Origin of the sequence: Confluentibacter flavum (genome assembly GCF_002843175.1) — a bacterium.
In the GTDB taxonomy this organism is placed as follows: Bacteria; Bacteroidota; Bacteroidia; order Flavobacteriales; family Flavobacteriaceae; genus Confluentibacter; species Confluentibacter flavum.
The window spans coordinates 223,495-239,687 of sequence record NZ_PJEO01000056.1 but is presented as its reverse complement, the minus strand read 5'-3'; the positions used below and the strand labels follow the sequence as shown (position 1 = coordinate 239,687).

Annotated in this window: 16 protein-coding genes; 13 read left to right on the top strand and 3 right to left on the bottom strand. The window is 31.5% G+C overall.

Annotation, left to right across the window (positions count from 1 at the left end; genetic code table 11):
- The first annotated feature begins 200 nt into the window (after positions 1–200).
- On the top strand, positions 201–2,117 hold the full coding sequence (locus tag CSW08_RS17360) for an ATP-binding protein (RefSeq protein WP_157831528.1): 1,917 nt from the start codon (positions 201–203) through the stop codon (positions 2,115–2,117).
- Positions 2,118–2,147: 30 nt separating this feature from the next.
- Positions 2,148–2,822, top strand: a complete 675-nt coding sequence (locus tag CSW08_RS17355; protein WP_106661177.1) for a response regulator — start codon at positions 2,148–2,150, stop codon at positions 2,820–2,822.
- A gap of 260 nt (positions 2,823–3,082) precedes the next feature.
- On the opposite strand, the gene CSW08_RS17350 is transcribed toward CSW08_RS17355, so the two are convergent.
- Entirely contained in the window at positions 3,083–3,586 is a 504-nt protein-coding gene (locus CSW08_RS17350; protein WP_106661176.1) for a DUF456 domain-containing protein, read from the bottom strand.
- A 313-nt stretch (positions 3,587–3,899) separates the two neighbouring features.
- Between CSW08_RS17350 and CSW08_RS17345 the strand changes: the two genes are divergently transcribed.
- Genes CSW08_RS17345 through CSW08_RS17330 form a run of 4 tightly spaced genes read left to right on the top strand, consistent with a single transcriptional unit; the run spans position 3,900 to position 7,421 of the window.
- Positions 3,900–4,259: a BlaI/MecI/CopY family transcriptional regulator gene (locus CSW08_RS17345; protein ID WP_106661175.1), complete on the top strand. Its 360-nt coding sequence runs from the start codon at positions 3,900–3,902 to the stop codon at positions 4,257–4,259.
- 2 nt (positions 4,260–4,261) lie between these two features.
- The gene (locus CSW08_RS17340; protein ID WP_106661174.1) at positions 4,262–5,734 is read left to right on the top strand and encodes a M56 family metallopeptidase; all 1,473 of its coding nucleotides are present in this window, start codon (positions 4,262–4,264) and stop codon (positions 5,732–5,734) included.
- A 58-nt stretch (positions 5,735–5,792) separates the two neighbouring features.
- Positions 5,793–6,902, top strand: coding sequence for a tetratricopeptide repeat protein (locus CSW08_RS17335; RefSeq protein WP_238987308.1), 1,110 nt, complete (start codon positions 5,793–5,795; stop codon positions 6,900–6,902).
- A 42-nt stretch (positions 6,903–6,944) separates the two neighbouring features.
- On the top strand, positions 6,945–7,421 hold the full coding sequence (locus CSW08_RS17330) for a hypothetical protein (protein WP_106661172.1): 477 nt from the start codon (positions 6,945–6,947) through the stop codon (positions 7,419–7,421).
- 1 nt (position 7,422) lies between these two features.
- Here CSW08_RS17330 and CSW08_RS17325 read toward each other — a convergent pair whose 3' ends face one another.
- Positions 7,423–8,565 (bottom strand): glycosyltransferase family 2 protein, encoded by a 1,143-nt coding sequence (locus tag CSW08_RS17325; protein WP_106661171.1) that lies wholly within the window; start codon positions 8,563–8,565, stop codon positions 7,423–7,425.
- Positions 8,566–8,708: 143 nt separating this feature from the next.
- Here CSW08_RS17325 and ruvC point away from each other — a divergent pair, with 143 nt between their 5' ends.
- The 6 genes from ruvC (at position 8,709) to CSW08_RS17295 (ending at position 13,041) form a co-directional block, all read left to right on the top strand.
- Positions 8,709–9,311, top strand: coding sequence for a crossover junction endodeoxyribonuclease RuvC (ruvC, locus tag CSW08_RS17320; RefSeq protein ID WP_238987307.1), 603 nt, complete (start codon positions 8,709–8,711; stop codon positions 9,309–9,311).
- Positions 9,312–9,409: 98 nt separating this feature from the next.
- Entirely contained in the window at positions 9,410–10,537 is a 1,128-nt protein-coding gene (gene hemW, locus CSW08_RS17315) for a radical SAM family heme chaperone HemW (protein ID WP_162495566.1), read from the top strand.
- 32 nt (positions 10,538–10,569) lie between these two features.
- Complete coding sequence (locus tag CSW08_RS17310; RefSeq protein WP_106661239.1) at positions 10,570–10,977, top strand: GNAT family N-acetyltransferase; 408 nt, start codon at positions 10,570–10,572, stop codon at positions 10,975–10,977.
- A gap of 10 nt (positions 10,978–10,987) precedes the next feature.
- Positions 10,988–11,350, top strand: a complete 363-nt coding sequence (locus tag CSW08_RS17305) for an MmcQ/YjbR family DNA-binding protein (protein ID WP_106661170.1) — start codon at positions 10,988–10,990, stop codon at positions 11,348–11,350.
- Between the two features lie 156 nt (positions 11,351–11,506).
- The gene (locus CSW08_RS17300; protein WP_106661169.1) at positions 11,507–12,334 is read left to right on the top strand and encodes a hypothetical protein; all 828 of its coding nucleotides are present in this window, start codon (positions 11,507–11,509) and stop codon (positions 12,332–12,334) included.
- Between the two features lie 128 nt (positions 12,335–12,462).
- The gene (locus CSW08_RS17295; protein ID WP_106661168.1) at positions 12,463–13,041 is read left to right on the top strand and encodes a PhnA domain-containing protein; all 579 of its coding nucleotides are present in this window, start codon (positions 12,463–12,465) and stop codon (positions 13,039–13,041) included.
- A gap of 44 nt (positions 13,042–13,085) precedes the next feature.
- Here the strand turns inward: CSW08_RS17295 and CSW08_RS17290 are convergent, their stop codons facing one another.
- Positions 13,086–13,802, bottom strand: a complete 717-nt coding sequence (locus CSW08_RS17290; RefSeq protein ID WP_106661167.1) for an SIMPL domain-containing protein — start codon at positions 13,800–13,802, stop codon at positions 13,086–13,088.
- Positions 13,803–14,005: 203 nt separating this feature from the next.
- Between CSW08_RS17290 and CSW08_RS17285 the strand changes: the two genes are divergently transcribed.
- Positions 14,006–16,177 (top strand): tetratricopeptide repeat-containing sensor histidine kinase, encoded by a 2,172-nt coding sequence (locus CSW08_RS17285; RefSeq protein WP_203226918.1) that lies wholly within the window; start codon positions 14,006–14,008, stop codon positions 16,175–16,177.
- The last annotated feature ends 16 nt before the right edge of the window (positions 16,178–16,193 follow it).

The following is a 16,193-nucleotide window of genomic DNA, read 5'->3' as shown; positions in this document are numbered from 1 at the left end:
AAGCCTTTATCTTAAGATAAAGGCTTTCTCTTTTTAAAAAACAAAAATTATAGATACATTTGAGATTCATATATGTAATTGTATTGAATCTTAGAATTTTTATTTTAGCGGTTTTTTTTTCATGTGTTTCTTTTGCTCAAAAAGATAACAGTTCTATTGTTGATAGTGTGAAGTTTTATTTGAAAAATTCAAATAGAAATATGTCGGATATTGGGGGGAGACTAAAAAATGCAAAACGAGCCAAAAAACTTTCCGAACAATATGATTTAGACTCTCTTAAACTAAAAAGTTATTTAGAGTTATCTTCCATTTATTTTGACAATAATAAAAATTTCAAATTAAATATAAATTATGATGATGTTCTATTATTAAAGGATAATCACAAGGCATTAAAGTTAGCCATAAGACTAAATGATTCGTTATCATTAGCTGAAGTCAACAAGAATTTAGGTTATTATTATTTTGATATATCTGTTGATAGTGCCTACTATTATAATAATAAAGCTGAAAAATTATATAGAAATCTTAAAGACAATTTTACTACAGCTTTAGTGCTTCTCGATATTGCTTTGCTTCAAAAAAATGATAAGGATTATACCGGGAGCGAAATAACTTCTATAACAGGCATATCTTTACTGGACCAATTAGATGAATCTGATGAAGTTATAATGTACAAATCTTATTTCTATAATAACTTAGGCATTTTGTTTAAAGAACTTTCCCAGTTTGATGAATCAATAAAGTATAATTTGAAAGCCATTGATTTAAAAAAACGGTTAAAAGGGAACAATACCATGCTTATAGATAACCAAAAAAATAATTTGGCAAACGTATATAAAAACTCTAAAGACTATGATTTGGCAATTAAATATTACAATGAGATTTTTGAGAATAAAAATTTAATGGCTGAAAGACCCGATTTTTATGCAATTGTGCTTGATAATTATGCACACACCTTGTTTTTATCCCAAAATTATGAACAGCTTCCCGGTTTGTTTCTCAAAGCATTGAGAATTTGTGATAGCATTGGTGACAGTTATAAAACCATTGTGATTAATCAGCATTTAGCAAAATATTATAATTTCAAAAATCAAAAAGACTCAGCTAAGTATTATGCTTATCGAGCAAAGGATATTGCTTATCCAAATTATACTGATAATTTACTGGAATCGTATGCTGTTATTGCTGAAGTGGAAGATGATAGTATTGCTGTAAAATATTATGATCAGTATATTACGTTAAATGATAGTCTTATAAAAAATGAAAGAGCCACCAGAAATAAATTTGTTAGAATACAGTACGAAACCAATAAAATTGAAGAAGAGAATATTAAAATAACAAGGGAACGCATGTGGTTATTAATAACGTCTATAGTTCTAATAATAAGCTCGTTTTTAATATATATAGTTATACACCAACGAAACAAAAACAAAGAGTTAAAGTTTATTCAAAAGCAACAAGAAGCCAATGAAGAAATATATAACCTCATGTTAAATCAAAATGAAAGTGTTGAAGAAGCTAGAGCTTTAGAAAAAAAACGTATTTCTCAAGAATTACATGATGGTGTTTTGGGCCGTTTGTTTGGCACAAGATTAAGTCTTGATAGTTTGAATATGGGTACAACACCAGATGCCATTAAAACAAGGGGGCAATATATTAATGAACTTAAAACTATTGAGCATGATATTAGAAAAGTATCCCATGAATTGAACACCGATTTTGTTGCAGGTTCAGGCTTTGTTGATATCATTAATACATTGGTAGAAACTCAAACCAACGTTTATAATTTAAAGTATAAAATAGACCATGACGGCGCTATTAATTGGGATGAAATCTCTAACAAAAACAAAATACATATTTATAGAATAGTACAAGAATCTTTGCATAATATTTATAAGCACGCCAATGCCAAAAAGATTAAAATTAGCTTTAAATTGAAAAATGATGTAATTTGCTTACTGATTGAAGATGATGGTTCTGGTTTTGATGTTCATAAAGCAAAAGCAGGAATTGGCCTTAAAAATATTAACTCCAGAATTAAAGAGATTAACGGTACATTAGATGTCATCTCAGAAAAACAAAAAGGAACAACCATAAAAATTAATATACCCACTTAACCTGCCAATTAATAACCGTCAATTAAAATTATGTCAGAAAAAATTAGAATATTGATGATTGATGATCACCCTATGATAATAGAAGGATATCAAAACACATTACAATTTACTAAAAAATTAAATCAAGAATTATATATAGATATTGCCAATAATTGTGATGAAGCCATAGCATTTATGGATAAATCCTTAGAAAGGGGTATCCCTTACGATGTGTTGTTTGTTGATATTAGTTTGCCACCATCTAAAGACGGTTTAATGCAATCTGGAGAAGATTTGGCAGAATATGCGCGTACTATTTTACCCAAGGCTAAAATTATTATTTTAACCATGTTCAATGAGTCGTTTAGGATTCATAATATTATAAAAAACATCGATCCTGAAGGGTTTTTAATTAAAAGTGATTTAACATCTAGTGAGTTAGCAAGTGCCTTTCAAGCGGTACTTAAAAATCCGCCATTTTATAGCGGAACAGTCAACAGCCATATTCGAAAATCCATTACTTCAGATATTGTCATTGATGAAAAAAACAGAAAAATACTCCATTTACTATCACAAGGTGTAAAGACTAAAAATTTAGCAGCGCATTTAGATATCTCCTTAAGTGCTGTTGAAAAACGTAAAAAGCAACTTAAAAATCTGTTTTCGGTTGAAGATGGACAAGATGAAACATTACTCGAAGAAGCAAGGAAAAAGGGTTTTGTTTAGATATGCGTAATATTTTTCATCTTATAGAATGTTAAAGTTTCTATTTTAACATTTTTTTTATCTGTGAAAAAACTAGGCTGTATCTAACAAGTCGGTCTTAACCGTAACCTCATTACGGTTTTCCCACACTTTAAACAAAAAATGAATAATTATCTTTGTTGTGTCAACACTTCAAAATTAATTGATCCCTCAATTTTTATGTTGATAATAGCAATTTACATAAGTCCCGTGGAGGTGAGAGACCCACGGGACTTCTTCTTTTAAAAAGAAAAAAGAGCTTCTTTATACTCCCAAATAATGGAAATGAATAGTCCGAAATAAATCACGGCCACTATAAACTTTATAAAGGTAGATGCCAAAAAGCCTATAAAACTTCCAAAGGCTGCCTTTAAAGCTGTTTTAGAATTGCTTTTATTTATCAGCTCTCCAATAAATGCGCCAATAAATGGCCCAATTATGATGCCTCCTGGAATCGGTGCAAATAAACCGACAACCAATCCTATTGACGTTCCTATAACACCGGCTCTAGTACCGCCAAACCGTTTAGTACCCATGGATGGAATGATATAATCTAAAACAGAAATGAGTACGGCAATAACAAGAGTAACAATTATTAATGTTAAATTAGTAGGTATGGCTTCGGTAAAATATAATAGTAATAATCCAACCCAACTTGTAAATGGGCCTGGTATAACAGGCAAAAAACTTCCAAGAAGGCCCAAAACCATCAGTAAAGATGCAAAGGTGATTATAATGATATCCATAGTAATAATTTTTTATTGTAGGACAATAATTAAGTATTAATGAAAGTTTTTAACTAAAAAATTAGTTTGAACTATAATTTTAGTTATATTTGTTTTATTAAACTAAATAGTTAGTTATAAAATTACGTTAAAAAATGAAACATTCATAAACGATTATTTAATTAAACTTAAATATTAAAATGAATGTTGCATCTGACAGAAATAGAACAATAAAAACACACAGATGAAATCGCAATAAACAAGAAGTTTGCCTGCAAACACCAATGAGATAAGCGATTCCATATGACCTTTAAAAACAAATAATTATCTATATATGAAACAACTTACAAAAGCAGAAGAAGATATTATGCAAATACTTTGGCAATTAAAAAAAGCCAATGTAAAAGCCATCGTAGAAGAGTTTCCAGAGCCCAAACCCGCTTATAATACGGTATCTACCATTGTTAGGATTTTAGAAAGCAAAGGTTTTGTAGATTATAAAAAAGAAGGTAAGGGGCATGTGTATTTTCCATTAATTCAGCAACAAGATTACAGTAATCAGTCTATAAATAAATTGGTGGATAATTATTTTGAAGGATCATTTAAAAGCATGGTATCCTTTTTCGTCAAGAAAAATGATATTAGTTTAAAAGAGTTGGAATCTGTTTTAAAGGAAATCAATAAAAAAGAATAGTCATGATAGCATATTTTATACAAGTTGCGGCATTTCAATTGGTGTTTTTAATGATTTATGATGCCTTTTTAAAAAAAGAAACCTTTTTTAATTGGAACCGAATCTATTTGCTTGCCACTGCCTTGCTGTCGGTTGTTATTCCATTTATTAGATTGGAAGTTTTAAAAAATACCTTACCGCAACAATACATTATAAACCTTCCTGAAGTAATTATTGGTAATGCACCAACAAACCAAAATGCTATACAATTGGAAACAGTTGTAATAGAATCGAGACCATTTTGGACTTGGGAAAATATATTATACGTGGGCATCATCATAGCTACACTTTTATTTGTTTTTAAAATTGTAAAAGTGATTTTGATGCTTATTAAAAATCCTAAAAGCAGGTTTGGCAATTTGCTTATCATAAATCTATTAAATAGCAATGCTGCGTTTTCTTTTTTCCATTATATATTTTTAGGAGAACGATTAAATGACAATGATAAAAACGCTATTTTAAAACATGAAATGGTACACGTTAGAGAAAAGCATACGTTCGATTTGTTGTTTTTTGAGGCGATGCGTATTCTCTTTTGGTTTAATCCTTTAGTGTATATGTACCAAAATAGAATCATGGCTCTGCACGAGTTTATTGCCGACCAAGAAGCCGTTAAGCATCTAGATAAATCACATTATTATCAAAACTTGTTATCACAGGTTTTTCAAACTCAAAATATATCATTCATCAATCCATTTTTTCATCAATCATTAATCAAAAAACGAATCGTTATGTTACAAAAATCAAAATCAAAACAAGTCAAATTATTTAAGTATGCACTATTAATCCCCATAGTTTTTGGGATGTTGGTTTATACATCGTGTGCTAAAGATGAAGTTAACAAATTACCTCAAGAATCGTCGTTGTCGATTTCAGAACAAATTGAGACATTAAAAGCAACAATGAACGCTAAGGACGGACAACTTACTGATGAGGAAAAGCAAAGTTTGCTAAAACTATTGGAAAATGTAAACTTTGCAAAAGATAAAGATAGCCCTTGGAAAGTTAGTGTAGCTACAAATGTAAGTGAAGGTGAAGTGGTAGATGGGCAGGTAGAAGTCCCTTTTGCAGTTATTGAAAATGTTCCTACATATCCTGGTTGTGAAAAAGGGAATAATGAGCAAAAGAAAAAATGTATGTCTGAAAAGATTCAAGAATTTGTTGGAAAAAAATTCAATACAGACTTAGCAAGTGATTTAGGGTTATCTGGTAGACAACGCATTACTGTTATGTTTAAAATTGATACAGAAGGCAATATTGTTAGTGTGCAATCAAGAGCACCACATCCAGCGCTGGAAGAAGAGGCAACTCGTGTAATTAAATTATTGCCAAAAATGCAACCTGGTAAACAAAGAGGAAAACCCGTTATTGTACCATATTCTTTACCCATTGTTTTTGTGGTACAAGGCGATGAACCTGAATTAGAAAAGAAGTGAATTATATATTGATTTAAAGTAAATGACAAGACCTGCTTTAATTTTTTTGTTATTAATTATGTTTAGAACCGAAGCTCAAACTTCGGTTTTAAACTTTGCAGATAGTTTGTATGCTACAGGAAACTATTCCAAAGCCATAGAACACTATAAGCTATACAAAACACCGAGTGAAGTATATAACAAAATGGCAAAATCTTATGTAGCCATTGGTAATTACAATGAAGCAATAAATAATTTTGAGGCCTACATTGCTGCCAACCCCAATGATGCTTTAATAAAATTCGAATATGCCATATTGCTTTCCCAAACAAAAAAGAATAAAGAGGCTTCAGTGGTTTTTAAAGATTTGTTGAATGTGGATAATAAAAATCCAAATTACCATTACCAATTGGGTTTAACCCTAGAAAAAATGAATGACTCCACATTTATTAATCATTTTCGTTCTGCTTTCGAATTAGATTCAACCCATCAAAAAGCCATTTATAAAATAGCCAAATATTTTCTTCAAAAAGGTAAAAACCAATTAGCTGAAGACTATGCAGACATCGGTTTAAAAACCTATGAAAATAATCTGGAACTCATAAGTTTAAAGGCCCAAAATTATTATTTGAAGAAAAATTATAAAAGTGCAGCCGTTTGGTTTGAAAAGTTGATTGCATTAGGGGAATCATCGGAGTTTATTCATGAACAACTTAGTTTTTGTTACTATTGGTTATATAATTTTGAGAAAGCCATAGAACAAAGACAATTAGCTTTAAAATTTAATCCCCAAAATGCTACAGCCATCTACGTTATTGGCACGTATTATTATGAAAATAATGATTTTGTCAATTCAGAAAAGTATATAAAAGAAGCTTTAGAGTTAATGGATAATCCTTTGGATGCCGAATATTCTAAATTGGCAGTTGTTTTGAACAGTCAGAAAAAACATGATGAAGCCATAGCTGCTTTAAAAAAGGCTATAAAAGAAAACCCTGAAAACATTGGCACAGAATTTATGTTGGTGTTAACAAAAGATAGATATTATGCCGATATAGACTCCAGAATAGAAGCTTATGAAGATTTTAAAAGGAGATTTGCTTCAGATCCCTACGCGCAATACATTGATGCCCGAATTAGTGAACTTAAAAATGAAAAATTCGTTAAGGAAGGGGCTGTAAACGATTGAAATCTAAGAAAAAATCGTACTTTTCGGCATCAGTTTTAATCCATGAAACAAATTTCTACTTTTCTTTTATTATTGATGCTCTGTTCATGCGAGTATTTTAATGTGAAAAAAGTGTCTTCTGAAACTATTTTAAAGGAAGAACTACAAACATTCAATTGGAATGATGTAGATGAATATCCTACGTTTTCTGTCTGCGATTCACAGTCTACAAAACAAGAAAGAAAAGCGTGTTTTGTGCAAACATTAACCGGTTTTATTACCAGTTATTTACAAAAAGATGCCATTATAGTGACCCAAGATATTCATGATACGATAAACTTGAAATTTAAAGTAACCGATACGGGCGATTTAATTCTTTTAGATACCAAAATAGATTCATTGACCAATACTGAAATACCAAATATCAAACAGCTACTTACCGAAAGCTTAGATTCTTTGCCAAAAATATTTCCAGCCATAAAGCGTGGTCAACAAGTGACGACCGAATTTAAATTACCTATAATTATAAGTGTTAATTAGGTTATTTTTTAAACGTTCTGCCTTTCCAAGTATAACCATTAAAAATGGACAAAAAAGCAATAAAAACACTAAAAAAAGGATACACTAAAAACCCTGCCAAATAACTTTTTAACACACTTCTCTGATTAAAAAAAGAAGCCGTTTTATAAATAAGTAAAAAATCTAAATAGAGTTTAATAACTAAAATATAAAGCAATGTTTTGGCATTAAACATGTTGATTAAAGACAATAATAAAGCTGTAACAATAAGTGCGTTCATTGACAAAACAATAAGTCCGGTTAGTTTGCCAAACCCATTATTATAAGCACTTGTTTTGGCAGCCCATCGAATACGTTGCATAAGCAATTCTTTCCATGATTCTTGAGGTTTTGTTGTTACAATAGCATTGTCACATTTTAAATAGTGACTTTCTTTTGGATATGATTTAATCATTTTTTCCAAAAGAAAAATATCATCGCCACTGGCCATATTGGTATTACCTTCAAACCCGTTCAGTTCTTTAAAAATTGCTTTTTGATACCCAAAATTAGCGCCATTACATAAAAAGGGTTTATTAATACCAAAACCCCCTATGGTAGCGCCTTGTAAACTAATCAAATCCAGCGCTTGAAATCTGTTTAAAAAATTAGTGTCCTCACAGTAAGTTACAGGAGCTACAATACATTTGGCATTAGTTTGTTGGATAAATTCATCAAAGCAGTTTAACCAAAATTCAGGAAGCTGGCAATCGGCATCGGTGGATATAATCCATTCATGTTTTGCCAAATTAATGGCCGAAGTAATGGCATCTTTTTTTGGGGACTTGGTTTTTCGTTCATTGTTAATTATCGTCATGTCAGTTCGAGTGTCTCGATGCAATCGAGATGTATCGAGAACTTTATGAATGATATTCGCTGATTCATCTTCAGATTCATCATCAACAAAAATAACCTCATATAAATGTTTTGGATAGTTTAATTTAGAAATGGATTCCAATAAAACAGGTAAATTTTTAGCTTCATTTCTAAATGGAATAATAACCGAATATGTTGTTTTTGAAACCGCCTTTTCTAGTTTAAAAACTTTTATTTTATCAAAACCGAGAATGAAACTTCCAATTAAAAGAACATAAAAAAGTGTTATTATAAAACCAATTATAAGCATATTAATTTATTATATGGGAATTTAAAAATTGAGCACAATAAAGAATTGTTTAGTTTTGTATGGCAACGAATACATCATAAATTAAGACGCAAAATAAATCATTAATATACTATAATGATGTATAGTATGGATTTTAATATATAATGGTCAAAGAAAAAATTATATTAGGTATAGACCCAGGAACAAGTATCATGGGTTTCGGACTCATAAAAGTAACTGGAAAATCCATGCAGTTTATACAACTTAATGAGTTGGATTTGAAAAAGTATGACGACCATTATTTAAAGTTGAAGCTAATTTTTGAACGCACTATAGAACTTATTGAAAGCCATCACCCTGATGAAATTGCCATTGAAGCACCTTTTTTTGGAAAGAACGTACAAAGTATGTTAAAACTAGGTAGAGCGCAAGGTGTTGCCATGGCGGCTGGTTTATCAAGGCAAATCCCGATTACAGAGTATTCCCCTAAAAAGATTAAAATGGCCATTACGGGAAACGGTAATGCCAGCAAAGAGCAAGTCGCAAAAATGCTCCAAAGTCTATTAGGACTTAAAACACTTCCAAAAAATTTGGATGCTACTGATGGTTTGGCAGCAGCAGTTTGCCATTTTTATAACGATGGGAAAGTGGAGGTAGGCAAAAGCTATACAGGTTGGGATGCGTTTGTAAAACAGAATAGCCCCCCAACCCCCAAAGGGGGAACAACAAAGGCTACCATTGTAAATCTACGAAAAGGCAAAAATTAGCGGATGGTTAAAAATAAAATCATAATAGTTTAACTAGGTATAGATTGTTAAGTAAAAACCTTAAAAACAGCAGTGAGAACTCCTCTCCTTCGGGAAGGCTGGGCGGGGCTATCTATATCCATATCCCATTTTGTAAACAAGCATGTTTTTATTGCGATTTTTATTTTTCTACCTCATTAAAGAAAAAAGACGAACTGGTAGATGCGCTTATTACGGAACTAGAACTCAGGAAAAATGAGTTTCAAGGACAATTTATAGAAACCATTTATTTTGGTGGCGGTACCCCAAGTTTATTAAAAAATTACGAATTACAATCGATACTTGATGCCATATATAAAAATTATAAGGTTGTAAAAAATCCAGAAATAACCTTGGAGGCCAATCCGGACGATTTATCGGAGGAATTAGTAAAAGAGCTTGCTAAAAGTAAAATCAACCGACTTAGTATAGGAATACAGTCGTTTTTTGAAGACGATTTAAAAAGCATGAATCGTGCCCACAATGCTGAAGAGGCAAAGGCGTGTTTATCCTTAGCAACCCAATATTTTGATAATATTACAGTTGATTTAATTTATGGCATCCCAAACATGAGTTTGGAAAAATGGGATAAAAATTTAGAAACCGTATTCAATTTTGGTATTAATCATATATCCAGTTATGCATTAACGGTTGAAACCAATACGGCCTTGGATAACTTTATAAAAAAAGGAAAGTATCCACCAATTGATGAGGATTTGGCACTTCAGCATTTTAATCATTTAATACAAAAAACCACAGAACAAGGTTTTATACACTATGAAATCTCAAACTTTGGCAAACCAGATTATTTTTCGAAACATAACACCAGCTATTGGCAAGGAAAACCCTATTTAGGAATTGGGCCTTCTGCGCATTCATTTAATAGAACACAACGCAGTTGGAATGTGAGGAATAATTCAATATATATAAACTCGTTATCTTATGGCGTCTTGCCAATGGAAACGGAGACACTTTCTACCGAAAATAAGTATAACGAATATATCATGACAGGTTTACGGACTATTTGGGGGGTGTCTTTTGATAAAATTGAATATGATTTTGGGAAAGTGTATTTAAATCATTTAAAAAAATCGTCACAAAAATTTATTGATGAAGGGTTACTCGTTATTGAGGAAAATATATTAAAAACAACCCAAAAAGGAAAATTTTTGGTTGATGGCATTGCTTCAGAATTGTTTATTGTTTGATTATATTTATATCTTATTTAATAATTCATATTTTGATAAAATTAGAAATTTCCACTGATAAAAGTAAACTTCAAATAGAGGTGATTCATGAGTTTTTAACTAATTCTTATTGGGCAAAAGGAAGAACGATTGATGATGTTAAAAAAACAACAGAACATTGTTTGTGTTTTGGGGTTTATCTTCAAGATAAACAAATTGGATTTGCCCGAGTGTTGACTGATTACACGGTTTTTGCTTATATAATGGATGTATTCATTCTTCCAGAACATAGAGGTAAAGGCTATTCAAAACAATTAATGAAAGCCATTAATGAAGAACCTAAACTAAACTCATGTAAAGTTTGGATGTTAAAAACCTTAGATGCTCATGGCTTATACAAGCAATTTGGTTATACCGAATTAGGACATCCAGAAAAAGTGATGGAGCGTATTTTAAAATGAAATACATAGAATGAACATAGAACAACTCCATCAATATTGTTTAAGCAAAAAAGGTGTTACGGAAGATTTTCCTTTTGATGAGGACACGCTGGTGTTTAAAGTTTTAGGGAAGATATTTTTATTGGTGTCGTTAAAAAGTTGGGAGTCTGGCAACGCATCCATTAACTTAAAAGCCGACCCCGATTACGCTGAAGAACTTCGTGCAGAATATAAAAGTATCCAACCAGGGTTTCATATGAATAAAAAACATTGGAATACCGTAAAAATCCATGAAGGAGACTTGTCTCCACAGTTCATTTTAGAGCTTATAGACCATTCCTATAATATGGTTGTTAAAAGCATGCCCAAAAAGCTAAAGGATACATTAGAATAAAATTTTTTAAATTGCTGTAAATCACTATTTTTTGTATATTTACTTAAGTCACAAACTCTCTCCCCATAATTTATTGTTAGCATAATCGAGGTTGCCCTAAATCTTGAAGTAGTATTTAATTTAACCATTATATCTAACTTTAATTTTTAACAGATTATGAAAACTATCAAACGATTTTTTACAACAATGGTCGCTATACTCTTGTTGTTTAGTACCACAAAAATTTTGGCTCAAGAAGCGCAAACAGCACCTCAGTTTATTACTGTAACTACCATGCATTGGAATATGGAAAATGATGATTTTGACATGGATACATGGAAATCCGTTGAAAAGGAATATTTAGACAAAGTAACCATGAAGAACGAATACATCATGTCTTCATCGTTTTATTTACATAATTTAACACCAGATAACACTGAATTGATATCTGTAAGGACTTATGGGTCATGGGCAGATATTGAAAAAGCATCTCAAAAGAATTCAGAATTGCAAAAGGAAGCATGGGCTGACGAAACCTCCAGAGAAACTTTCTTTAAGAAACAAGGAGCGTTTTACTCAAATGAACATTCCGATGAAATTTATTCGACAATGCCAGAGGTTACAAAACCTCTGTTAGACAATTCTAAAGATATGGTATGCTATGTTCGTAAAACACATTTAGCATTTCCCGAAGATGGAAAAAATGATGAATTAAGAACATTATTCACAGAAAATTTTGAGAAAATAATTAAAGACAATCCATTAGTAAAAGGTTATTATCCGAACAGACATGCTTGGGGTGCTGATGGAACAGAAATGATGGAGGCTTTTTTCTTTGATTCGTTGGCAGACTTAGAAAAAATGTTTGATGGGCTTCCAGATCTTTATGAAAAAGCATGGCCAGACGAAGCAGCTCGTAAAGAAAGAGGTGAAAAATTTGGAAAATATTTTACAGGGGTTCATGGTGACTATGTGTATTCACTAGTTGCTGGACTTAGCAAATAATTTTAATTAATAATTATGAAGTTTAAATAAGGCCCCGATTAGGGGCCTTATTTATTTTAAAGATTCTATGGAGTCTAAATTTGTAGAAGCAGTCCTTTAACAGTATTTTTGCAAAATAAAATTTAATTATGAGTTTAATTCAGGCACTACAAGAAAGAAGCGGTTCAAAATGCGAACTATGCACAGCTACCAACAATCTTAAAATCTATGAAGTGCCACCAATGTCGGCAGGGGGTGTTGATGGTAGTCTGTTGGCTTGTAAGACGTGTATAGACCAAATAGAAAATCCAGATACAAGAGATGCCAACCACTGGCGTTGCTTAAATGATAGTATGTGGAGCGAGCATAGAGCAGTTCAAGTAATGGCTTGGAGACTTTTATCCAGTTTGAAAGCCGAAGGATGGCCGCAAGATTTGTTGGATATGATGTATTTAGATGATGACATATTAGCTTTTGCCAAGGCAACAAATGAAGGGTTGGATGATAGCGAAAAAATTATTCATAGAGATGTGAATGGTGTTATTTTAGAAGCTGGAGATTCTGTGGTTTTGGTAAAGGATTTAAAAGTCAAGGGTTCTAGTATGGTAGCCAAACAAGGTACTGCCGTTAGAAACATTCGCTTAGATCATGAAAACGCCGAGTATATAGAAGGTAAAGTAGATGGGCAGCAAATAGTCATTATTACTAAATATGTTAAAAAAGTATAGTAAAAGAGCCTCATTCCTGAGGCTCTTTTAGTTTTTGTGAGATTTTAATTTAGGGCAAATCTTGTTAATACCGTAGCTTTTACTGTAATTGATTTTATGTTTAAATCTTGGATTTTCTCTTGTTCCGTTCCAAAACCAACAGTAACTACTTCATTAAGCATGAAGTTATTGTTTTTATAAAAAGGGGACACTACATCATTGTTTAGTTCTTGGATGAACAAAGCTTTTCCTAAGCCTTGGTCAATAGCTTTAGCATAATTGGCGGCTTTATCTTTGGCTACTTTCACAGCTCTTAGCTTAGTTTCTCTTTTAATGTTTTCAATATCCGAATGATCCGTTTTTGTAATTGAAATATTTGAAATATCAATCCGGTCTAGAGCTTCAAAAGCCATTCCCAGTGTTTTTCCGTCATTCACAATTAGCTCATAATGTTTGATTTTAGTAACTTCATTATTGGCTAAAAATTTTCTTTGGTAATAACCATCAAAATCTAGAATAGAGAAGTTTTTTTCTAAATCAATGTTAAGTGATTTCAATACGGCAATCATTTGGTTTTCCTGTTCTTCAACACTTATTTTTCCTTTTTTAGCATGTTCATTTAGGGTGATATTTAGGTAAATTTCATTAGGGATAACTTCGGTTTCTATGTCTCCAGTAACCTCAATATAGGGCTGGTCTATAAAATTTTTTTCTCCATTTTGGGAAAATGAAATAGATGATATTAAAATGGATACGATTAAAAGTGTTCTAGTAATTTTCATAATATGATTTTATTATGAAGTAAATCTAGAAGCAACTTTTTTATTAAAAAAAGAATAATGAGTGAAACAAAAGGATTGATGAGTAAACAATATTAGGTAATGAGTGAACACCTATTTTCAGTACAAATAAGTGGATAAATTATAAAATCAGCATTTTATTATACCAAGTAAAGTACGTAAGTTTATCTGCTTTTAAGTTGTATATGAAGTTATTTGTTAAATGTTTAGGTGTTTTTTTTCTGATGTGCGTTAGTACTATTTTACAGGCACAGAACAATCCATTTAATAATAATGCCGAAAAATTTACCGTGCGAGGTTCTGTTGTTGAAAAACTTACTCGTGATCCCATTAAAAATGTAAATATTGAGGTTAATGGCGGCTCATATACAACTACTGATTTTTTTGGAGAGTTTAAAATCGAAGCCAAAAAAGGTGATGAACTTATAATAAAACATCAAGATTTTGAAACAGTTTATTACACCATCCAAGATAATGAACGTATTACTGTTTTGGTAGAATCCAACGACATAGATGATTCTAAATCAAAATCAATTTCAAAATTACAAAGCAAAGAATTATTCAAATCTCTTGTTGATTCAGCTGAAACCTATTTAAAAAAAGATGCAAAAAGGAGTTTGCAATTTATCACCGATGCCCTAGCAAAGAGTAGTTCTGCAAAGGAAAATGCGGATGTTTATGATGTGATTGGTGATATTTATATGTATTGGAAACAATATGATTTGGCGGTTACCAACTATAGAATAAGTCTTCAAAATATTCAATCGAATGAGACTAAACTTAAACTTGCAAAAGCTTTTCAGCTCAACAAAAATTATCAGGAGAGTATTCAAACATATAGCGGGATTTCCAAAAATGAACTTTCAAAATGGCAATTGGTGTCCCTTAACGAAGGGTTGGGGGATGTTAATCTATTGACCAAGAATTATAAAGCCTCCATTGATTTTTATAAAGAGGGATTAAAAGTTGCTGAAGACAATAAAATCTCAGCTAAAATCACAGATTTGAATTCCAAAATAGGTGAAGCCTATAGCGCCAGTGGAAATAGCGAAGCTGCCAAAGATTATTTTAATAAATCCTTAAAACTTGCCAATACCGAAAATAAAGTAAGAGCCGCTGAAGAGAAAGTAAAAGTAGCCGATTTTCAAAATAATATCAGTAATTATTCCAGTGAAATTCAGTTAAGAAAAGAAGCCTTAAAAGACATTGATAACATAAATGAGGCACAACCATTGGATAATGAAAGTGCTTTAACACCACAAAAACAAAATTATAGAATTGGTAGTGCTTATGCCTTGCAAAGAGATTATGAAAATGCGATTCCTTATCTAGAAAAAAGCATTGCTGAAGCAGATGAAAAAGAAGATCTTATTGTGCAAAAAGATGCCACCAGAAGACTTTCCGAAGTGTATAGAGATGCTGGCGATTATAAGAAAGCATTAAGCGTTTATCAAGAGTATGTGGATTTGGTTGATAAGGTTTATATTAAAAAGGAACAGGAAATTTCGCAGGCGTCTCGTTTTAGCAAAGAATTGGTAGCTAAACAAAATAGGATAGTAAGTTTAGAAAGTGACAGGGAACTTTCAGAAAGTAAATACCAACTAACTACCGAACAAACAAAACGGCAACAACTTATTATTTATTCACTCATTGGAGGCGTATTATTGCTGTTGTTTACCGCTTTTTTTATGTTTAAATATATCAAGCAACAACGGTTGGCAAATAATTTACTCGCTTTAAAAACGTTAAGAAGCCAAATGAATCCCCATTTTATTTTCAATGCATTAAATTCTGTTAATAGTTTTATTGCTTCTAACGATGAGCGTACAGCTAATAAATACCTTTCTGATTTTTCATTGTTGATGCGTGCCGTTTTAGAGAACAGTGAAGAAGATTTTATTCCGTTGGAAAAAGAAATTGAGCTTTTACAATTGTACACTAAGCTAGAACATTTTAGATTTAAGGATAAGTTTGATTATACCATTCATATAGACGAAAACATTACTATTGAAGATTTTGTAATTCCGCCTATGTTATTGCAACCTTATATTGAAAATGCTGTTTGGCATGGGTTGCGTTATAAAAAAAGTAAAGGACACTTATCTATTACAATAGCACAAACTAAAAATGATGAAATTACCATTACCATTGCAGACAACGGTATAGGAAGGGAACAATCGAAAGCTTTAAAAACCGAAAATCAGCAAAAGCAAAATTCAAAAGGCATGGGAAATATTAAAAAGCGTGTTTCTATTTTAAATGCCATGTATAAAGATAAGGTAGATGTCTTTATTGAAGATTATCAAGATGAAGAAGACACAGGAACTAAAGTTGTTGTAACACTTAAAAAGGATTGATTATGAAACATTCATT